The sequence below is a fragment of the Propionicimonas sp. T2.31MG-18 genome, from assembly GCF_964266745.1.
Taxonomy (GTDB): domain Bacteria; phylum Actinomycetota; class Actinomycetes; order Propionibacteriales; family Propionibacteriaceae; genus Propionicimonas.
On the sequence record NZ_CAXWGX010000030.1, the window covers coordinates 13269 to 34108 of the forward strand.

A 20840-nucleotide genomic window follows, 5' to 3' on the forward strand; every position below is an offset into this window, starting at 1 on the left:
CCCGCGCGCTCGCGCAGATGGGAGTGATCAGATGGCGTTGATGACGATGCCAGGGCGGCCCGGCGAGGGCCTCTACGACCCCGCGTACGAGCATGACGCCTGCGGCGTCGCCTTCATCGCCCAGCTCTCCGGCGTGGCCAGCCACGACATCGTCAGCAAGGGCCTGATCGCCCTGGAGAACCTCGACCACCGTGGCGCCACCGGCGCGGACCCCGCCGCGGGCGACGGCGCGGGGATGCTCCTCCAGGTGCCGGACCGCTTCCTGCGCCAGGTCGTCGACTTCGACCTCCCCGAGCCCGGCCACTACGCGATGGGGATGGCGTTCCTGCCCACCGAGCCGGTCGCGCGCGCGTCCGCCAAGCGGACCATCGAGTTCCTCGCCACCGAGGAGGGCCTGGTCATCCACGGCTGGCGGCCCGTGCCGACCGACTCCTCGACCCTCAGCCCGATCTCGGCGCGCAACATGCCGCACTTCGAGCAGTTCTTCGTGTCCACGGCGGGACTGGCCGGCGGTCTCGAGCTCGACCGCGCCGTCTACCCGCTGCGCCAGCGCGCCCGCAACGAGGCCGGCGTCTACTTCGCCTCGTTGTCCGGGCGCACCACGGTCTACAAGGGCATGCTCACCACGCAGCAGCTGGCGGAGGTGTTCCCCGACCTGCTCGACGAGCGGGTGGAGAGCGCTCTGTCGCTGGTGCACTCCCGGTTCTCGACCAACACCTTCCCCGCCTGGGAGCTCGCGCACCCCTACCGGCTGATGGCGCACAACGGCGAGATCAACACCGTGAAGGGCAACCGCAACTGGATGCGGGCCCGCGAGGCGCTGCTGGCCACCGACACGATCGCCGGTGACCTGTCCCGCACCTTCCCGATCTGCACCCCGGGCGGGTCGGACTCCGCGTCCTTCGACGAGGTGCTCGAACTGCTCCACCTCGGGGGACGCCCGCTGCCGCACGCGGTGCTGATGATGATCCCCGAGGCGTGGGAGAACCACACCGAGATGGACGACGCCCGCCGCGCGTTCTACTCCTTCCACGCCTCGATGATGGAGCCGTGGGACGGGCCGGCGTCGGTCACCTTCACCGACGGCACGCTGATCGGCGCGGTGCTCGACCGCAACGGCCTGCGTCCGGGCCGGTACTGGGTCACCGACGAGGGCCTGGTGATCTTCGCCTCCGAGGCGGGCGTGCTCGAGGTGGAGCCGACCAGGGTGGTCGAGAAGGGCCGCATGAAGCCCGGCCGGATGCTGCTGGTGGACCTCGAGCAGCACCGCCTGATCAACGACGACGAGATCAAGGCGGCCCTCGCGGCGGAACACCCCTACGCGCAATGGCTGGAGGAGGGTCGGGTCGACCTCGACGACCTGCCGGAGCAGCAGCACGTCGTGCACAGCCACGCCTCCGTCACGCGGCGCCAGCAGGTCTTCGGCTTCACGCACGAAGAGCAGCGGATGATCATCGCCCCGATGGCCAACACGGGCGCCGAGCCGATCGGGTCGATGGGCTCAGACACCCCCGTCGCCGTGCTCAGCGACCGCCCGCGGCTGCTCTTCGACTACTTCGCGCAGCTGTTCGCCCAGGTGACCAACCCGCCGCTGGACGCGATCCGCGAGGAGCTGGTCACCTCGCTGTCGGCCACGTTCGGCCCCGAGGGCAACCTGCTCGAGCCCGGCCCGGAGTCCTGCCGCCAGATCGTGATCGGCTACCCGATCCTCGACTCCGACCAGCTGGCCAAGCTGGTGCGGATCAACCGGGACGGCTCCATGCCCGCCTACGACACCCACGTCGTGCGCGGCCTGTACCCCGTGGAGGGCGGCGGCGCTGCGCTGCGGGCCCGCCTGGACGAGCTGTGCGCTGCGGTCAGCGAGGCCATCGCCGGCGGTGCGCGGACGATCATCCTCTCCGACCGGCACTCCAACGCCGAGCTGGCGCCGATCCCGTCCCTGCTGCTCACCGCGGCGATCCACCACCACCTGGTGCGCGAGAAGACGCGCACCCAGGTCGGCCTGATCGTCGAGGCCGGCGACGTCCGCGAGGTGCACCACGTGGCGCTGCTGATCGGCTACGGCGCGGCAGCGGTGAACCCGTACCTCGCCTTCGAGAGCGCCGAGGACCTCGCCCGTCGCGAGTGGCTGGTGAACGTCGAGCCGGAGAAGGCCGTCTCCAACGTCCGGAAGGCACTCGGCAAGGGCGTGCTGAAGGTGATGTCCAAGATGGGCGTCTCCACCATCGCGTCCTACACCGGCGCGCAGATCTTCGAGGCGCTCGGGCTGTCGAGTGAGCTCGTGGAGCGGTACTTCACCGGCACCACCAGCCGGATCGAGGGCATCGGCCTGGACGAGATCGCGGAGGAAGTGGCGCGGCGACACGCCCGCGCGTACCCGCCGGACGGCATCCCGTTGCCGCACCGCACCCTGTCCGGGGGTGGGGAGTACAAGTGGCGCCGGGAGGGGCCGCCGCACCTGTTCGACCCCGAGACCGTCTTCCGGCTCCAGCACTCCACCCGGCAGAAGCGCTACGACGTGTTCAAGGCCTACACCGCGCGTGTGGACGACCAGTCCGAGCGGCTGATGACCCTTCGCGGCCTGCTGGAGTTCGACTCCGGGCGGGCGAGCGTGCCGATCGACGAGGTGGAGCCGGTCAGCGCGATCGTGAAGCGGTTCTCCACCGGCGCCATGAGCTACGGCTCGATCAGCAAGGAGGCGCACGAGACGCTGGCGATCGCCATGAACCGGCTGGGCGGCAAGTCCAACACCGGTGAGGGCGGCGAGGACGTCGACCGTCTCTACGACCCCGAGCGCCGCAGCGCGATCAAGCAGGTGGCGTCCGGCCGCTTCGGGGTGACCAGCGACTACCTGACCAACGCCACCGACATCCAGATCAAGATGGCGCAGGGCGCCAAGCCCGGCGAAGGCGGCCAGCTGCCCGGCCAGAAGGTCTACCCATGGGTCGCCAAGACCCGGCACTCGACGCCCGGCGTGGGCCTGATCTCGCCGCCGCCGCACCACGACATCTACTCGATCGAGGACCTCAAGCAGCTGATCCACGACCTGAAGTGCGCCAACCCGGTCGCCCGCGTCCACGTGAAGCTGGTCGCGGAGATCGGCGTCGGCACGGTGGCCGCGGGCGTGTCCAAGGCCAAGGCGGACGTGGTGCTGATCTCGGGCCACGACGGCGGCACCGGCGCGGCGCCGCTGACCTCGCTGAAGCACGCGGGCGGACCCTGGGAGCTCGGCCTGGCCGAGACCCAGCAGACCCTGCTGCTGAACGGGCTCCGCGAGCGCATCGTCGTGCAGGTGGACGGCCAGCTCAAGACCGGCCGGGACGTGGTCATCGCCGCGCTCCTGGGCGCGGAGGAGTTCGGCTTCGCCACGGCGCCGCTGGTGGTCTCCGGCTGCGTGATGATGCGGGTCTGCCACCTCGACACCTGCCCGGTGGGCGTGGCGACGCAGAATCCGGAGCTGCGGGCCAAGTACGCCGGTCACGCCGACTTCGTGGTGAACTTCTTCGAGTTCGTCGCCCAGGAGGTGCGTGAGCACCTCGCCGCCCTCGGCTTCCGTTCGATCGAGGAGGCCGTCGGCCACGTCGAGGTGCTGAAGACCCGGCGTGCGGTGGAGCACTGGAAGGCGCAGGGCCTCGACCTGTCGCCGATCCTGCACCAGGTGGAGCTGCCCGAGGGCGCCCCGCTGCACTGCGTGGGCAGCCAGGACCACGGGCTGGAGGACAAGCTCGACACCCAGCTGCTCGAGATCGCGCGCCCCGCGCTCGAGAACGGCGAGCTGGTGCGGGCCGACCTGACCGTTCGCAACGTCGACCGCACGGTGGGCACGATCCTCGGCCACCACGTCACCAGGGCGACCCGGGGCGAGGGCCTGCCGGAGAACACCATCGACCTCACCCTGCGGGGCACCGCGGGCCAGAGCTTCGGTGCGTTCCTTCCGCGCGGGGTGACCCTGCGGCTCATCGGCGACAGCAACGACTACTTCGGCAAGGGCCTGTCCGGCGGACGCCTCATCCTGCGGCCGCACCGCAGCGCCCCGTTCGTCGCGGAGGAGCAGATCATTGCCGGCAACGTGATCGCCTACGGCGCCACCAGCGGCGAGCTGTTCATCCGCGGCCAGGTCGGCGAGCGGTTCTGCGTCCGCAACTCGGGGGCGACCGCCGTGGTCGAGGGCGTCGGCGACCACGCCTGCGAGTACATGACCGGTGGCGAGGCGCTGATCCTCGGCCCGACCGGACGCAACATCGCCGCCGGCATGTCCGGCGGCGTGGCCTGGGTGCTCGACCTCGAGCCGGCGCGGCTGAACACCGAACTGGTGGACGCGCTCCCGCTCGACGACGAGGAGCTCGCCCGGGTGAGGGAGCTCCTCGCCAGGCACCAGGAGGAGACCGGTTCCGCGGTCGCGGAGCGGCTGCTCGCGCTGTCCGACGATGAACTACGTTCGCGGTTCACCACGCTCATGCCGCGCGACTACGCCCGCGTCCTCAAGGCCCGTGCGGACGCCGAGCTGGCCGGGCTGGACGAGGAGACCACGGTCAAGCTGATGATGGAGGCTACGCATGGCTGATCCCAGGGGCTTCATGAACACCCCGCGCCAGGTCGCGCAGCGCCGTCCGGTCGAGGAGCGGGTGCACGACTGGAACGAGGTCTACCCGGGCACCCCGGGCCAGGCCGTCCTGCCGATCATCAGCAAGCAGGCAGGGCGCTGCATGGACTGCGGCATCCCGTTCTGCCACTCCGGCTGCCCGCTGGGCAACCTGATTCCGGAGTGGAACGACATGATCTGGCGCGACGACTGGCGAGGAGCGCTGGACCGCCTCCACGCGACGAACAACTTCCCCGAGTTCACCGGTCGCCTGTGCCCGGCGCCGTGCGAGACCTCCTGCGTCGTCGGCATCAACCGCGACCCGGTGACCATCAAGAACATCGAGGTCGCCATCATCGACCGCGCGTGGGACGACCGCCGCGTGACCGCGGAGACCCCGGCCTGGCACACCGGGCGGACGGTGGCCGTGGTCGGTTCCGGCCCGGCCGGCCTCGCCGCGGCGCAGCAGCTCACCCGCGCGGGCCACACGGTGGTCGTCTACGAGCGTGCGGACGCCATCGGCGGCCTGATGCGCTACGGCATCCCCGAGTTCAAGATGGAGAAGAAGGTCCTCGACCGGCGCCTGAAGCAGATGCGCCTGGAGGGCACGGTCTTCAAGGCGGGCGTGAACATCGGCGTGGACATCACCGGCGAGGAGCTCCTGGAGCGGTTCGACGCCGTGGTGCTGGCGATCGGGGCCACGGTGGCCCGCGACCTCCCGGTGACCGGACGGGAGCTGGCGGGCATCCACCAGGCGATGGAGTTCCTCCCGCAGGCCAACCGCGTCGCGCTCGGGCAGGAGGTGCCCGAGCAGATCAGCGCTCACGGCAAGGACGTGGTGATCATCGGCGGCGGCGACACCGGTGCGGACTGCCTCGGCACGTCCCTGCGGCAGGGCGCCCGCTCGATCACCCAGCTGGAGATCATGCCGGAGCCGCCGCACACGCGCCCGGACAACCAGCCGTGGCCGACCTACCCGATGACCTACCGGGTGTCGTCCGCGCACGAGGAGGGCGGCGAGCGGGTGTACTCGGTGTCGACCACCGAGTTCTCCGGCGACGAGTCCGGCAACGTGACCGGCCTCAACCTCAACGAGGTGCGGATGGTCGACGGCCGCTTCGAGGTGGTCCCCGGCAGCGAGCGGTTCCTCCCCGCGCAGCTGGTCCTGCTGGCGATGGGCTTCACCGGGCCGCAGCGCGAGGGGCTCGTGGAGCAGCTGGGTGTCGAGCTGGACCAGCGGGGCAACATCGCCCGCGACGGGGCCTTCGCCACCAGCGTGGACCGGGTGTTCGTCTGCGGCGACGCCGGGCGGGGCCAGTCGCTGATCGTCTGGGCGATCGCGGAGGGCCGCTCCTGCGCCAACGGCGTGGACGCGTTCCTCCAGGGCGGCTCGCGGCTGCCCAAGCCGATCCGGCCGACCGACCGCCCGCTGACGGTGTGACCGGCCACTCCTCGTCAACGCCCACGGCCCTTCACTAGGCTGGCGGCGTGGCGAGGATGGGGTCGGGCAAGAGGCTGAAGAAGCTGCGCAAGCTGGCCGAGCTCGGCCAGCGGCTGCCGCTCCCGTCCGGGCCGAGCCCGCTGCAGGCCCCGCTCGACGTCGCGTCCGCCTTCACCCGCGCGTGGAACACCCACGACGCGAAGGCGATCGGGAAGCTGTTCGCCGACGACGCGGACTTCGTGAACGTCGTCGGCCTGTGGTGGACGAGCCGCCGCTCGATCCGGCGGGCCCTCGCGCGGGGCTTCGAGGGCTGGTTCGCCGGCTCGACGTTCACCGTGGAGAAGCTGAGCCAGCGGTTGCTCGGGCCGGACGCCGCCGTGGTCATCGCCCGGTGGCGCATCGAGGGACAGCGCGATCCCGACGGCGAGCCGGCGGACACCCGGCGCGGCCTGGCCACGGTCGTGCTCCAGCGGCTGGAGGACGGCACCTGGCTGTGCGTCAGCTGGCACAACACCGACATCGCGGCCGCTGCGGACACCAACCTCGTGCGCGCCGGGGTGGTGACGCCGACCAGCTACCTCACCCCGCTGCCCGAACCGGCCCACGCAGAGGACCGGGCCGGGGAGTGATCCGGGACTGCCCGGCCTACAGGGCGATGCCCTGGTGCAGGCGGTGCAGCGTGCTCTTTCCGAACAGCGACTCGACGAGGTCGACGGCGAGCTCCGCCGTCGTGTTGCGCACGTCGAGCGCCGGGTTCAGCTCCACCAGGTCGACCGAGCCCAGACGGCCGGTGTCGGCGATCATCTCCATGCACAGGTGGGCCTCACGGTAGGTGGGGCCGCCCCGCACGGGCGTCCCGACCCCCGGGGCGATCTCCGGGTCGACGAAGTCGAGGTCGAGGCTCAGGTGCAGATGGGTGTCCTCGTCCACGCCGGCCAGCGCGCGCACCATGGTGCGGCGCATGCCGATCTCGTCGACGAAGCGCATGTCGAAGACCTCGACGCCCTCGGCGAACAGGAATGCCTTCTCGCCCGGGTCGACGCTGCGCAGTCCCACCTGGCGGATCTCGTCGGTGCTGATCGCCGGGGAGGTCCCACCGAGCGTGGTCAGTTCCTCCGGGCCGAAGCCGGCCAGGCACGCCACGGGCATGCCGTGGATGTTGCCGGACGGGGTGAGCCGTGCGGTGTTGAAGTCGGCGTGTGCGTCCACCCAGATGATCCGCAGCTTCTTGCCGGTGGCCCGGCAGTGCGCGGCGACGGCACTGATGGAGCCGATGGCCAGGCTGTGGTCGCCGCCGAGGAGGATCGGAAGGCGGCCGGCGGCGAGCTCGGTGGCGGTCGCGTCGTACACCGCGCGGTTCCACTCGATGACCTCCGGCAGGTGGCGGTAGCCGTCCACCGGGGGGAGCTGGGGGTTCTCGGGGCCGTCGAGGTCGCCGGCGTCGTGCACGTCGCACCCGAACTGCCGCAGCGACTCGGCGATCCCGGCCACCCGCAACGACTGGGGGCCGAGGCGGCATCCCAGCCGTGAGGCCCCGATGTCCGTGGGTGCCCCGATGAGACTCACCTGTGGCACGTTTCGCCCCTTCCGCTCGACGACGAGTTGCCGTAAGGATGCAACCATGACCGGGGGCGACGAGCAAACTCCGCGGCGCGTGGCCCTGCTGCGCGGCGTGAACCTGGGCGGTGGGCGGATGCTGCCGATGGCGCTGCTGCGCGACCTGGCGGCCGGCCTGGGGTGGACCGACGTGGCCACCCACCTCCAGTCCGGCAACCTGCTGTTCCGGGCGCCCGGAGGCGCGGACGAGGTGGCGCGGGCGTTGTCGGAGGCCGTCCGCTCCGGCGCAGGCCTGGCCGTCGACGTCGTGATCCGGACGGGACCGGAGCTCTGCGTGCTGGTCGACGACCACCCGTTCGCGGACGGCGACCCCTCCCGCGTCGTGATCGCCTGCTGCGACCGGCCGGTGGGCGAGCTGGCCGCCCGGCGGCTCGCGGACCTGGCGACCGGCCGCGAGCGGGTCGAGCTGGCCGCCTCCGGCACCGACGTGTACGCCGACTTCCCGGACGGCCAGGCGGGCTCGCGGCTCGCCGCGGGGCTGGTGGCGTCCCTTCGTCCGGCGACCGGCACCGCGCGCAACCTCCGCACGATGGGCAGGCTGGTAGAACTTCTCCGTCGGTGAGTCCGCGCAGGTGAGTCGGTCCGGGGAACGTCGGAGGTCCGGGTTATGGTGAGTACTCGCTGACTTCCCCCAGCGGTCAATCGCATCCGGTCTCAATCACTCTCGGAGGTCGTGGGTCAGCGTGTCCAGCGAGTTCGTCCACCTGCACTGCCACTCGGAGTACTCGATGCTGGACGGTGCCGCCCGGCTGAAGGACCTCGTGTCCCGCTCCGAGGAACTGGGCATGAACGCGCTCGGGATCACCGACCACGGCAACATGTTCGGCGCCTACGAGTTCTACAAGGTCGCCAAGCACAGCCCGGTCAAGGCGATCATCGGGCTGGAGGCGTACCTGACGCCGAAGACCCACCGGAGCGAGCGCAAGCGCGTCCAGTGGGGGGACGGGACCGGCGACGACGTGTCGGCGAAGGGCGCCTACACCCACATGACCATGTGGGCGCAGGACACCGCCGGCATGCACAACCTGTTCCGGTTGAGTTCGCTGAGCTCGCTGGAGGGCTTCTTCTACAAGCCGCGGGCCGACCGTGAGTTGCTGCACCGGTATGCGAAGGGCCTGATCGCCACCACCGGCTGTCCCTCGGGCGAGGTGCAGACCTACCTGCGGCTGGGGCAGTACTCCGAGGCGCTGGCATCCGCGGCCGAATTCCGGGACATCTTCGGCCCGGAGAACTTCTACGTCGAGCTGATGGACCACGGCCTCGACATCGAGAACCGCGTCCGCAAGGGACTTCTCCAGCTGGCCAAGGACCTGCAGCTGCCGCTGGTCGCCACCAACGACCTGCACTACGTCCGGGCCGAGGACGCGGAGGACCACGACACGCTGCTGTGCGTCTCCGCCGGCGCGAACAAGGACACGCCGAACCGCTTCCGGTTCGACGGGAACGGCTACTACCTGAAGTCGCCGCAGGAGATGCGTGCGCTGTTCGCCGACCTGCCGGAAGCCTGCGACAACACGCTGGCGATCGCCGAGCGCTGCAGCATCTCCTTCGCGGAGGGCACCGGCACCTACATGCCGCAGTTCCCCGTGCCGCCGGGGGAGAGCGAGTCCTCCTGGTTCATCAAGGAGGTCCTCCGCGGCCTCACCGTCCGCTTCCCCGACGGCGTGCCGGAGTACGCGACCACCCAGGCCGAGTACGAGCAGGACGTGATCATCGGCAAGGGCTACGCCGGCTACTTCCTCGTGGTGGCCGACTTCATCAACTGGGCCAAGCGCAACGGCATCCGGGTGGGTCCGGGACGCGGGTCCGGCGCCGGCTCGATGTGCGCGTACGCGATGGGGATCACCGACCTCGACCCGGTGCCGCACGGCCTAATCTTCGAGCGCTTCCTGAACCCCGAGCGTCCCTCGATGCCCGACTTCGACGTCGACTTCGACGACCGCCGCCGGGGCGAGGTGATCCGCTACGTCACCGAGAAGTACGGCGACGACCGGGTCTGCCAGATCGTCACCTACGGCACGATCAAGGCCAAGCAGGCCATCAAGGACGCCGGTCGCGTGCTGGGCATGCCGTTCTCCCTCGGCGAGAAGATCACCAAGGCCTACACCCCGCCCGTCCAGGGCAAGGACGTGCCGATCGCCGACGTGTTCGACCCCCAGCACGAGCGCTACGGCGAGGGCACCGAGTTCCGCGAGCTGTACGAGTCCGACCCGGAGGTGAAGCGCGTCGTCGACACCGCGCGTGGCATCGAGGGCCTGAAGCGGCAGTGGGGCGTCCACGCCGCCGGCGTGATCATGTCGTCCGCGCCGCTGCTCGACGTCATCCCGATCATGAAGCGGGAGCAGGACGGCCAGATCATCACCCAGTTCGACTACCCGAGCTGCGAGGCCCTCGGCCTGGTGAAGATGGACTTCCTCGGCCTGCGGAACCTGACGATCCTCGACGACGCGGTGCGGAACGTGACGATCAACCGCGGCATCGACCTCGACCTCGACGCCCTCCGCCGCGACATGACCGACCGGGCTGCCTACGAGCTGCTCGCCTCTGGCGAGACCCTCGGGGTGTTCCAGCTGGACGGCGGGGGACTGCGGTCGCTGCTGAAGCTGATGCGTCCGGACAACTTCGAGGACATCTCGGCCACCATCGCGCTGTACCGTCCGGGCCCGATGGGCGCGGACAGCCACACGAACTACGCGCTCCGCAAGACCGGCCGGCAGAAGGTCGAGCCGATCCACCCGGAGCTGGCCGAGCCGCTGGCCGACATCCTGGGCACGACGTACGGCCTGATCGTCTACCAGGAGCAGATCCAGCAGATCGCACAGCGCGTGGCAGGCTACAGCCTCGGCCAGGCCGACCTGCTGCGGCGGGCGATGGGCAAGAAGAAGAAGGAGGTGCTGGAGGCCGAGTTCGCGCCCTTCAGCGCGGGCATGAGGGCCAACGGCTACTCCGAGGCGGCGATCAGCACCCTGTGGGAGATCATGGTCCCCTTCGCCGCCTACGCCTTCAACAAGGCGCACTCGGCCGCGTACGGCGTCGTCTCCTACTGGACCGCCTACCTGAAGGCCAACTACCCCGCGGAGTACATGGCGGCGCTGCTGGAGTCGGTGAAGAGCGACAAGGACAAGACCGCGCTCTACCTGGGCGAGTGCCGGCGGATGGGGATCCGGGTGCTGCCGCCGGACGTGAACTCCTCCGAAGGCATGTTCACCCCCGTCGGGACCGACATCCGCTACGGCCTGGCCGCCATCCGCAACGTCGGCGACAACGTGGTGCGGGGCATCGTCGAGGGCCGCACCGAGCACGGTCCCGCGGCGGACTTCAACGCCTTCCTCGACCAGGTGCCGCTGGTGGTGTGCAACAAGCGGGTGATCGAGTCGCTGATCAAGGCGGGGGCGTTCGACTCGATGGGGCACACGCGCCGGGCACTGATGGAGTGCTTCGAGCGCAGGGTCGACGAGGTCATCGACCTCAAGCGCAACCAGGCCAACGGCCAGGACGACCTGTTCGGCGACTTCGGCGGCACGGAGAAGCTCGCCACGGCTCCGGTGCCCGACCTGCCCGAGTGGGACAAGCGGGTACGCCTCGGCTTCGAGCGGGAGATGCTCGGGCTCTACGTCAGCGACCACCCGCTGCAGGGGCTCGAGCACATCCTGGCCGCCCAGCGAGACCTCAGCATCGGCCAACTGCGGGCCGACGACGGGCCGCGCGACGGCATGGTGAACATCGCCGGGATGATCACCCAGGTGGTGCGCAAGCAGACCAAGACCGGTGACCTGTGGGCGATCGCCACGGTCGAGGACCTGGAGTCCGCGATCGAGGTGCTGCTCTTCCCGAAGGTGTACGCCGGCGTGGCGGCGTCCCTGGCCACCGACACCGTGGTCCGGATCAAGGGGCGGATCCGCACCAAGGACGAGAGCCTGGAGATGACCGGCCAGGAGGTGGCCTTCCCGGACGTCTCCGAGGGGCCGTCCGGGCCGCTGGTGATCCAGCTGCCCGCAGTGCGCTGCACGCCCGCGGTCGTCGAGCAGCTGCGACACGTCCTGCGGGCCCACCCGGGCCCGACGGAGGTCCGCGTCCGCCTGGTGTCGGCCACGAACGGCTCCAAGGTGTGGAAGCTCGACGAGGGGCTGCGGGTCGCGACGTCCCGTCCGCTGATGGCCGACCTGAAGGCGCTGCTCGGCCCCTCCTGCGTGAACGCGTGACCGGCCGCGGGCCGGGGACAAGGCACCGTCCGCTAGAGTTCCGGCCGTGAGCACGCCCATCACCGAGGAGGACCGGCAGGCGACGCCGCGGACCTCCGGCGACGCGTCCGTGACGCTCTGGGTGGCGCTGCTCGCGGGCCTCTCGGCCGTGGTCGGCGGCCTCGCCGCGGTCTTCTGGGCCGCGGTGGTGACCGTCCCCACCTGGCGCATCCAGTCCGACGGCTCGGCCCTCATGACCGAGCGTGGGGTCACCGAGATCGCCGCGTCCGACGTCTGGTTCGTGATCACCGGCGCGCTGGTCGGTGTCGGGCTCGGGCTGGTCACCTGGAAGTGGTTCCGCCCGCTCGGCTGGCCGACGGCGCTGCTCGCCGTCGGGTCTGGGTTGCTGGCGGGCATCGTCTGCTGGCAGGTCGGCCAGGTCCTCGGGCCGGGCCCGGAGGCCGAGCGCCTCGCGAACGCCCTCCCCGGGGCCGTGGTGCCGGCCGCCCTCCAGCTGCGCTCCCTGTCCGCGCTCGCCGTGTGGGGATTCGCCGCCGTCACCCCGGTGCTGCTCGTCTCCTCCCTCGGTCCGGACGAGGAGGACGTCACCCCGCGCCGGCGGCGTCGCGAGGCCGTCGCGGAGGACGCCGAGCCGGAGCTCGTGGCCGGGACCGTGGACGAGCGTGGCGTGCTGACCGAGCCGCCGGTGCAGTCGCCCCCGTCCCCATGACCGGGGGCCTGGAGGTCGAGCGCAAGTACGACCTCGCGGTCGGCCAGCACCTCCCGCCACTGGACGAGGTCGTCGTCCCCGGGCGGGTCGACGAGTTCGACCTCGAGGCCACCTACTTCGACACCCCCGACCACCGCCTTTCCCGTGCGCGGCAGGTGATCCGGCGCCGCGTCGGCGGCAGCGACGACGGCTGGCACCTGAAGTCGCCCGGCGCGGGTCCCGACGAGCGGGTCGAGCTCCATGAGCCGATCGGGCCGGCCTCCGCCGTGCTCCCACCGCCGGCGTTGCGGCAACGGGTGGCCGCCGTCCTCGAGGACGCCCCGCTGGTTCCCGTCGCCGTGCTCCGCACGCACCGCCGGGAGCAGGAGCTGCGGGGGATCGACGGGATGCTGCTCGCGCGCTCCTGCACCGACGACGTGCGGGCGCGCAGCGGCGCCCGCCACGACCACTGGCGTGAGGCGGAGGTGGAGCTCGCCGGCGGCCCGCCGGAGCTGCTCGACCGGATCGAGGCCGTGCTGGCCCGGGCGGGGGTGGTGCGGGCGGGCCACGGGTCCAAGCTCGCGAAGGCCCTGGGCCGGCCGGCGGAACCGCGTCCGCTCGGGCCCGGCTCGAGCGCGGCGGAGGTGGTGCTCGCCTACCTGGCCCGGCAGGTCGGTGTCCTCCAGCGATTCGAGGAGCCGCGCGCGGAGCCGGAGGCCGTCCATGACGCCCGGGTGGCCGCTCGCCGCGTCCGCAGCACGCTGCGCGCCTACGGACGGCTGATCGCCGGGCCCGCACCGGCGGCAGCCGCGAGACGCCTGCGGGCCTTCGGGCAGATCGTCGGAGCCGCGCGGGACGCCGAGGTCGTGCTGGCCGACCTCACCGACCGCGTCGCGCGGCTCCACCCCGACGTCCTTCCCGACGCGTCCGTCCTGGTGCTCGGGCCGCTGGGGGCCCGGCTGCGGCGGATGGACGACGACCTGGTCGCCCGCGCGCCTGGAAGGGACCAGGCGCTCCAGCAGGTGCTCATCGACCTGCTGGATGCTCGGCGCCTCGGCCCGGAGGCGGCCGGCACGGCCCGCGACGTCCTTCCCGCGCTGCGCGGGCGGAGGCTGTCGAAGGTGCGCCGGCGCGTCGCGGACGCGTCCGGGCACCCGGGGCTGGAGGGGTGGCACGCGGTGCGCAAGGCGGCGAAGGACGCGCGCTACGCCACGGAGCTCCTGCTGCCCGCGATGCCGGAGCTCGCCGCGTCGAAGGCGGCCTGGGAGCGGGTCACCGAGAGACTGGGACGGGTGCAGGACATCGTGGTCGCCACCCGGCTGCTGTCCGAGCTGGACCTGGAGACCGCGGCGGTGGGAGCGCCGGCACCGGTGCTCGACGAACTGCGCCATGGGCTCCTGGCCGAACTCGCGCCGACCCTGGCAGAGGGCAGGGCCGCGGTGGCCGCCGCGCTCGCCCTGGGCTGAGGGCGAACGCCGATCCGGGAGACGGGCCGTTCGTCCGCGGGCCTCGTCCGGACCGGACTGGAGGTCCCGGCTAGCTGTATGAGGCCAGGACGTTGTTGACGCGAATTGGCACGAGCGTGGCCGGCGGCTGACCGTCCGCGGCACCGTGCGGGCGGTGGTAGTTGTAGTGCAGGTTCCAGCGCTCGAGGGCGTTGGCGCGTTCGTCTTCTGAGGTCCATGTCCGTGCATAGAGGAACTCTTCGGTAAGGATCCGGTTGTACCGCTCGATCTTTCCGTTGTGGCGGGGCGTGTAGGGCGTGATCCGTTGGTGCCGCGACCCGGCCAGTGCATCGGCGAACGCTGAGGCGCGGTAACAGGATCCGTTGTCGGTCACGATCCGTTCGATGTGCGTGATGCCATGAGCCGCGAACCATGCCCGCGCTCGCGCGAGGAACGCAACGGCCGTCGCGGCCTGCTCGTTCGGCAACGCCTCGGTGTACGCGAGGCGTGAGTAGCCGTCAATCGCTGAGTGGAGGTAGACGTAGCCGGCTCGCGTGCCGCGGGTTTTCGTCCGCGCGACGGCGCGAGCTTCCGGGCTGTCCTTGCCATGAGCCCGCCATCCGCCGCCATCGGGGATTCGGCCGACCTTCTTGACGTCCAGGTGAACCATGTGGCCGGGGCACCGAGCGACAATCTTCCTCGCTTCGCGGTTACTTTCCCCGGTCGGGTCGATGAAGCGGCGCCGGTTGAGCTGCAGGTCGGTGAGGATGCGACTCACCGTGCGCCGACTGATCTGAATGCCGACCTGTTCGAGCTCGAACGTGATCCGAGCCGCTGACCACTTGTGCTCGCGCCGCATGCGTTCGACTTCGCGAACAACGACGTTGGGGGTGGCTGTCGGGGATTGCTTAGGCGTCGATGAGCGGTCGAGCAGACCGACCTCACCGAACTCACGATGGCGATGGACCCACTTTGACGCGGTAGCGCGGGAGATTCCCATCTCAGCTGCCACGTGAGCGATCGGCCGGGTCTTGCAACGCTCGACCAGCCGCCGACGTCCCTCGACTGACAGTGGCGAGTTGCGGTGAGTCATGCACGTCCTTCGAAGAATGTTCCAGTCGAGTCGCTGAGTCCCGGACCAAGCCCCCCATTCAGCCGTCGGCTACTGACCCTCGTGGTCGCCGCCTGACACGCCGAGCCCGACGTTCGTGGTGTCGCAGCAGGCCTCCGGCGATTCGGAACTGGCTCGACGCCGCCTATGGGCGGCGCCATGGGCGAGTACTACGAGGAGGGAGATGACCGCGAGCGCCGCGATCGGCGCCGTGTGAGCCTGAACCCAGCCGGACAGGGTCGTTGAGAGCCTGGCGACACCGCCGGCACGGCCGGTCGCGACCAGGTTGTTGTCGGCGGTGGCGGCGGGCCACCAGTACCACGCGAGGTAGACGCCGGTGAGCAGCAAGACGGCGCCGGTGATCCGGGGGCCATAACTCCCGAGGCGTGCGACGTGGCGGGTTAGGCCGGTACCCGCGGCGGTGGTCGCGAGTGCGAGCAGCAGCAGGATGCTGGCTGAGCCGGCGGCGTAGACACCGAAGACCAGCAGCAGCCCCGCGTAGCTGGCGGTGGCCTGTGCCTGGGCGATGACAGCAAGGATCACTCCGAAGGTGCACGACAGGGAGGCGAGGGCGTAGCCGATCCCGAAGACCAGCATCCGGGCGGTTGGCGGGAGGCCTTCGGTTGCTCGGCCGGTGATCCGGGGCAACCGCACGGAGATCGAACGGCCGGCCAGCATCCACAGGCCGAGGAGCACCAGTAGGACGCCTACGGCGAGACCGAGTTTGGGCGCTGCCTGGATCAGGCCCCGAGCCCCGGCGCTCACCAGCAGGCCCGCAGCTGCGAGGGTGCCGGCGAACCCGATCGCCAGTGCGATTCCGGACCGCAGGGCCCTCAGCAGCCGCACCGGGACGGGCGAGGCGTCAGCGTCGCCGAGGGTCTGGCTGATCCAGGCCGGCAGCAGCGCGAACCCGCATGGGTTGACCGGCGCCACCATGCCGGCGGCGAAGGCGAGGCTGAGCAATCCGCCCATGGATCAGGCTCCGGCCTTGACGAGTTCGGCGGTGATCGTCTTCGCGTCGGGCTCGGTGGCACGGAAGGTCACCTTGCCGTCGCCGTCGATGACGATGAGGGTGGACAGGGCGGCAACGTCGAATCGCTGGGACAAGGCGGCACCCTCGTCTATGGCGGCCGGGACGTGTTCGGCGTCGACGTACTCCATGAATCCCTCGATGGTCTCCTTGGACTCGCCGGGGTCCATGTCGACGGCGAGGAAGCTCGCCCCAGCACCCGACTTCTCGGCAGCGGTGGCGGCCTCGCCGAGGGAGCGGACGCCTTCAACGCATTCGCCGCAGCCGACGGAGAAGAAGAACACCGCGGTCGGCTTCCCGCTGGCGGGCAGGCTGACCATCTGGCCGTCGATGCTAGTAACCGCCGCTGGCGTGCCCGCATCTGCGGCTGGTGTGGCGTCGGTGTTTCCGCAGGCGGTCAGAGCCAGGGAGCCTGCAAGCAGGAGGCCGGCGACCGAGAGGGTCGCGCGGCGGGTGCGGGTAAGCGTCATCGGTTCTGGTCGTCCTTCGTGTCGCTGGGGTGGGTGGAGTTCACAGGCGGGCAACAGCCATGCCTGGCGTTGTTGCCGCCGCTGCGGCGCCGCGTGGTCGCGAGGACCGCGAGCACCAGGACGGCGATGCCGGTGCCGATCACCCAGGGGTTGCCGAGGAACCCGCCGACACTGGCCAGCAGACCACCGGCGAGGAGCAAGGGAAGTAGGGCGCAGCAGGCGACCATGAGCAGCGCGGCCCCGGCTCCGAGGAGCAGGCCGCTGCCTCCCGGTTGGTCGTCGTGGTTGGACTTCATCGGAGTGGAGTTCCCTTCGGTGTTCTTGGTCAGCAGCGGCAGTGGCCGTCGTCGGCCACTGCCGCGTTGGCCTGGAACTGGTTGAGGAAGCCGGTCGTGAGGTCGGTACCGATCCGATAGGCAACGGCCACGGGCACGACCTCGGCGCGGGGGTGCTCGGCCAGCCAGCCCGCGGCGTCCTCATCGGAGGTGAAGTAGTGGACCTGGTTGCAGAAGGAGGACCGGATCGAGGTGATCTGGTCGGGGTTGACCAGCGACACCACCGCGGTGGCGGGTTCGACGCTGGTGACGCCGGCGACGGGGTCGATGGTGACCCGGATCGGCTCGCCGCTGGTCGGGGAGACCGACTCCACGCTCGCCGCGCGCTCGAGCAGGGTCGGAAAGATCAGGGTGTCCAGGGCGCACCAGGTGTAGAGCTCCTCACCGGCCACGGTGAACCGGTGAGGGGTGGGGCGCAGGGTGAGGCCCTGGCCGATGATGCGGCCCTGGTCGTCGTACTCGGTGTCCGGCACCGCGGCCAGACCCGTGCGTACGTCGTCGACCGGACGGCCGGCGGCCGCGGCGAACTGCTCGACGGTGACCGGGCCGCCCTCGACGATCAGCCGCAGCAGCGGGATCAATAGGACGGCGTCAAGGCCGGTCTCTTCGGTGTTGTTGAGTCGTTCGGGCAGTTGCGTCGTGAGCTCCGACATGGCGGTACCTTCTTCATGAGTCGGGTGGAGGCTGTCGGCTGCGGGTCACGCGCAGCAGGACAGCTTGGAGATGTCGGTGGTGAAGGCCTTGGCGGCGATCCGGATGCCTTCGGTCATGGTCAGGTAGGGCGCCCATGCGTCGGCGACCTCGGTGACGGTCTTGCCGAGGATGTGGACACCGGCGGCGGCGAGCTCGCCGGCGTCTTTGGCGACGGCGGTGAGACCGAGGATCTCGCCGGTCTCAGCGTTGGCGACGATCTTGATGAAGCCGCGGGTGTCGCGGTTGACCAGCGCCCGGGGCACGTAGTCCAGCGGCAGGACGCGGCAGTCGCAGCGGATCCCGGCAGCGAGCACCTGGGCCTCGGTCATCCCGACCGCGCCGATCGCCGGACTGGTGAAGGTCACCCGCGGCAGCCGGCTGTGGTCCACCGACCGCTCAGCGCCAGCGAACGTGTTCTCGGCGACCATGTTGCCGTGGTGGGCGGCGACGTAGACGAACTCGGGGTGCCCGGTCACGTCGCCGGCTGCCCAGATCCGGGGGTTGGAGGACTGCAGTTGGTCGGTGACCACGATCTCGCCCGTGTCGCCGGTCTTCACCTCCACCGCATCGAGGTTCAGCCCATCGGTGACCGGTCGGCGGCCGAGGGCGACGAGGACCTGTTCGGCGTGGAATTCCTGCTCGCCGCCGGAGATGTCAGCGGTGACAACAACCTGGCCCCTGACGTCGTCACGGGCAACGCGGGTCGGGACCGCACGGCGGACCACGCGGATGCCCTCGTCGGCGAAGACCTCCTGCAGCGCCTTGGATACCTCCGGCTCCTCCTTCGACGCCAGCCGGGAACGAACCAGCAGGGTGACCTTCGACCCGAGCCGGGCGAACAGTTGGGCCTGCTCCAAGGCGACGTAGCCGCCGCCGAGCACCAGCAGCGAGTCGGGAACCTCGGTCAACTCCATCGCCGTGGTCGAGGTCAGGTAGCCGGCCTCCTCAAGACCGTCGATCGGTGGGGCCCATGCGCTGGCGCCGGTGGCGACCAGGTAGTGATCAGCGTCGATCGTCTCGACCGCACCGTCAGTCGCGGTGACCTCAAGAACGGGCGCTTCTGGCGTGCCGGCGAACGCAGCGTCGCCGTGGCGGATCTGCCAGCCGTAGGCGTCGGCGACGTCGACGTACTTCTCACCCCGAAGTTCCTCGACGAGGTCCTGCTTGCTGCTGATCAGCGCGGGCATGTCTACGTCGTCCGCTGTGGTGGCGATCCCCGGGAAACGGTTGCCCGCCTCGGCAGCGGTCTGGCGGGCCTCAGCGGCGGCGATGAGCGCCTTCGACGGCACGCAGCCGGTGTTCACGCACGTGCCGCCGAAAGTGCCGCGCTCGATCATCACCACCGACTTGCCGAGCGTGGTCGCGCGGATGGCGGCGGCGAACGCGGCGCCACCGGATCCGATGATCGCAAGGTCGTACCTGGACTGCATCCCGATTCCTCCCCTGAGTCTTGGGAATTGCTCTTGATGCAGCCACAATGGACCTTCCAGTACGGGGGAAGGTCAAGTGCGACCTGTGACACATCGGAGACCCAGATGAGGATCGGCGAACTCGCCGAGGCGGCCGGCACCACCGCCAAGACCCTGCGGTTCTACGAGGAGCAGGGCCTGCTTCCCGCGGCCGAGCGCACCGCGTCGGGATACCGCGACTACGATCCGGAAGCAGCGACTCGGATCGACTTCATCCACCGCGGCCAGGCTGCCGGACTTACCCTCGCGCAGATCAAACAGATCCTCGACATCCGCGATGGAGGCGAGATTCCCTGCGGCCACGTCCGGGACCTCCTAGACGTTCGTCTGAAGGACATTGAGCGCCAGATCTCGGATCTCGTCTCCCTCCGCGACAACGTTGCCGCCCTCCGCGACGCAGCCGCAGAACCCGAACCCGAGACCTGCAACGCCGACGAGGTCTGCAGGTACCTGTAGCCAATCCGAGATGACGCGCGCAGAGGCGGAGCCTCCTGCCGCGACCTTCTTACGTGACCACAACGTTATGGCCAGCAACAGCTAGCGCGCGATGTCGGCGAAGGTGGCGCCCGTGACGCGGGCCAGGTCGTCGGGCGACAGCTCCACCTGGAGGCCGCGCTTGCCCGCGGACACGTAGATCGTCTCCCACAGCTGGGCGGTCTCGTCGATGACCGTCGGCAACGCCGCCCGCTGGCCGACCGGCGACACCCCGCCGAGCACGTAGCCGGTGCTGCGGGCCACCAGTGCCTTGTCGGCCATGGCGGCGCGCTTGGCGCCGAGCGCCTGGGCGGCGTTCTTCAGGCTGAGCTGGCCGGCGACCGGCACCACGGCCACCGCGAGCTCTGGCCGGGCCTGGCCGACGTCGATCACGAGGGTCTTGAAGATCCGCAGCGGGTCGACCCCGAGGGCTGTGGCGGCCTCGTCGCCGTAGTTCGTCGACTCCGCGTCGTGGTCGTAGGGGTGCAGGACGAAGGGCACGCCCGCCCGGGCGAGCGCGTCGGTGGCGGGGGTGCCGCCGGCCATCAGCGGAACAGCCCGACGAGGGCCACCAGGAGCGGCGCCATCACCAGGGCGGGCAGGAGGTCGCCGACCGGGATCTGCTTGATCCCGGCCAGGCGGATGCCGAGGCCCAGGAGGATGACGCCGCCGGCGGCGCCGAGAGCGTCCAGCTGGGCGACGGGCAGGAAGTTGCCCAGCGCGAAGCCGAGCAGGGTCAACAGGCCCTGGTAGAGCGCGAGCGGGATCACGGAGGCCATCACCCCGATGCCGAACGAGGAGGCGAACGCGATCGCGGCGAACCCGTCCATGACGGCCTTGACGAGCAGCTGCTCCGACCCGTGGCCCAGCCCGTCGGACAGCGAGCCGAGGATCGACAGCGGGCCGACGCAGAACACCAGGGTCGAGGTGACCGCGCCCTCAACGAAGCGGCTGCCCTCGGTGCGGGACGCGAACCGGTCGTGGAGCAGTTCCGCCCCGCGGTCGAGGCGGCGTTCGATCTGGAGCAGCGAGCCGAGGATGCCACCCAGGAGCAGCGCACCGAGGACGACGAGGAGCCGCGCGTCGGCGCCGACGGCGTCGGTCAGGGCGTCCGAGATCCCGGACGCGACGGCCCGTCCGCCCAGGACGAGGGTGAACAGGCCCAGCACCACGGTCACCAGGTCCCGGGTGCGCTCCGGCAGCCGGTGGCCGACCAGGACGCCCACGCCGGCGCCGACGAGGACGGTGACGACGTTGACCACGGTGCCCAGGCCGATGAACAT

Annotated in this window: 17 protein-coding genes; 8 read left to right on the forward strand and 9 right to left on the reverse strand. The window is 70.6% G+C overall.

Annotated elements, in window-relative coordinates:
- Positions 1-40: 40 nt before the first annotated feature.
- The 3 genes from gltB to ACFQQJ_RS17020 are packed head-to-tail and all read left to right on the forward strand — an operon-like array spanning position 41 to position 6652.
- A complete protein-coding gene (gene gltB / locus ACFQQJ_RS17010) occupies positions 41-4564 on the forward strand; it encodes a glutamate synthase large subunit (RefSeq protein ID WP_377108395.1) in 4524 nt (1507 codons plus the stop codon).
- A complete protein-coding gene (locus ACFQQJ_RS17015) occupies positions 4557-6023 on the forward strand; it encodes a glutamate synthase subunit beta (RefSeq protein ID WP_377108397.1) in 1467 nt (488 codons plus the stop codon). The genes gltB and ACFQQJ_RS17015 overlap by 8 nt, the downstream gene beginning before the upstream one ends.
- Before the next feature lie 56 nt (positions 6024-6079).
- Positions 6080-6652 (forward strand): YybH family protein, encoded by a 573-nt coding sequence (locus ACFQQJ_RS17020; RefSeq protein WP_377108569.1) that lies wholly within the window; start codon positions 6080-6082, stop codon positions 6650-6652.
- Between the two features lie 16 nt (positions 6653-6668).
- On the opposite strand, the gene rocF is transcribed toward ACFQQJ_RS17020, so the two are convergent.
- On the reverse strand, positions 6669-7598 hold the full coding sequence (rocF, locus tag ACFQQJ_RS17025; RefSeq protein WP_377108399.1) for an arginase: 930 nt from the start codon (positions 7596-7598) through the stop codon (positions 6669-6671).
- Between the two features lie 46 nt (positions 7599-7644).
- Between rocF and ACFQQJ_RS17030 the strand changes: the two genes are divergently transcribed.
- From ACFQQJ_RS17030 to ACFQQJ_RS17045, 4 genes are all read left to right on the forward strand, one after another.
- A complete protein-coding gene (locus tag ACFQQJ_RS17030) occupies positions 7645-8202 on the forward strand; it encodes a DUF1697 domain-containing protein (RefSeq protein WP_377108401.1) in 558 nt (185 codons plus the stop codon).
- A 121-nt stretch (positions 8203-8323) separates the two neighbouring features.
- Positions 8324-11842, forward strand: coding sequence for a DNA polymerase III subunit alpha (gene dnaE / locus ACFQQJ_RS17035; protein WP_377108403.1), 3519 nt, complete (start codon positions 8324-8326; stop codon positions 11840-11842).
- A 46-nt stretch (positions 11843-11888) separates the two neighbouring features.
- On the forward strand, positions 11889-12551 hold the full coding sequence (locus ACFQQJ_RS17040) for a hypothetical protein (RefSeq protein ID WP_377108405.1): 663 nt from the start codon (positions 11889-11891) through the stop codon (positions 12549-12551).
- Complete coding sequence (locus ACFQQJ_RS17045; protein ID WP_377108407.1) at positions 12548-13996, forward strand: CHAD domain-containing protein; 1449 nt, start codon at positions 12548-12550, stop codon at positions 13994-13996. Before ACFQQJ_RS17040 ends, ACFQQJ_RS17045 begins: the two co-directional genes overlap by 4 nt.
- A 70-nt stretch (positions 13997-14066) precedes the next feature.
- Here the strand turns inward: ACFQQJ_RS17045 and ACFQQJ_RS17050 are convergent, their stop codons facing one another.
- The 6 genes from ACFQQJ_RS17050 to merA all read right to left on the reverse strand — a co-directional run bounded on the left by ACFQQJ_RS17050 (position 14067) and on the right by merA (position 19044).
- Positions 14067-15068, reverse strand: coding sequence for an IS481 family transposase (locus ACFQQJ_RS17050; protein WP_377108408.1), 1002 nt, complete (start codon positions 15066-15068; stop codon positions 14067-14069).
- A gap of 69 nt (positions 15069-15137) precedes the next feature.
- Positions 15138-16058, reverse strand: coding sequence for a cytochrome c biogenesis protein CcdA (locus tag ACFQQJ_RS17055; protein ID WP_310519360.1), 921 nt, complete (start codon positions 16056-16058; stop codon positions 15138-15140).
- A 3-nt stretch (positions 16059-16061) separates the two neighbouring features.
- Entirely contained in the window at positions 16062-16586 is a 525-nt protein-coding gene (locus ACFQQJ_RS17060) for a TlpA disulfide reductase family protein (protein ID WP_005882713.1), read from the reverse strand.
- On the reverse strand, positions 16583-16882 hold the full coding sequence (locus ACFQQJ_RS17065) for a hypothetical protein (RefSeq protein ID WP_005882715.1): 300 nt from the start codon (positions 16880-16882) through the stop codon (positions 16583-16585). Before ACFQQJ_RS17065 ends, ACFQQJ_RS17060 begins: the two co-directional genes overlap by 4 nt.
- Before the next feature lie 29 nt (positions 16883-16911).
- Positions 16912-17574 (reverse strand): organomercurial lyase MerB, encoded by a 663-nt coding sequence (gene merB, locus ACFQQJ_RS17070; RefSeq protein ID WP_155048750.1) that lies wholly within the window; start codon positions 17572-17574, stop codon positions 16912-16914.
- A gap of 45 nt (positions 17575-17619) precedes the next feature.
- Positions 17620-19044: a mercury(II) reductase gene (gene merA / locus ACFQQJ_RS17075; RefSeq protein ID WP_310519358.1), complete on the reverse strand. Its 1425-nt coding sequence runs from the start codon at positions 19042-19044 to the stop codon at positions 17620-17622.
- 105 nt (positions 19045-19149) lie between these two features.
- Between merA and ACFQQJ_RS17080 the strand changes: the two genes are divergently transcribed.
- Positions 19150-19539, forward strand: coding sequence for a heavy metal-responsive transcriptional regulator (locus tag ACFQQJ_RS17080; protein ID WP_040347802.1), 390 nt, complete (start codon positions 19150-19152; stop codon positions 19537-19539).
- A gap of 81 nt (positions 19540-19620) precedes the next feature.
- Here the strand turns inward: ACFQQJ_RS17080 and ybaK are convergent, their stop codons facing one another.
- Together ybaK and ACFQQJ_RS17090 are read right to left on the reverse strand one after the other, a co-directional pair.
- Positions 19621-20103, reverse strand: coding sequence for a Cys-tRNA(Pro) deacylase (gene ybaK, locus ACFQQJ_RS17085; protein ID WP_377108412.1), 483 nt, complete (start codon positions 20101-20103; stop codon positions 19621-19623).
- Entirely contained in the window at positions 20103-20840 is a 738-nt protein-coding gene (locus ACFQQJ_RS17090; protein WP_377108413.1) for a DUF554 domain-containing protein, read from the reverse strand. The genes ybaK and ACFQQJ_RS17090 overlap by 1 nt, the downstream gene beginning before the upstream one ends.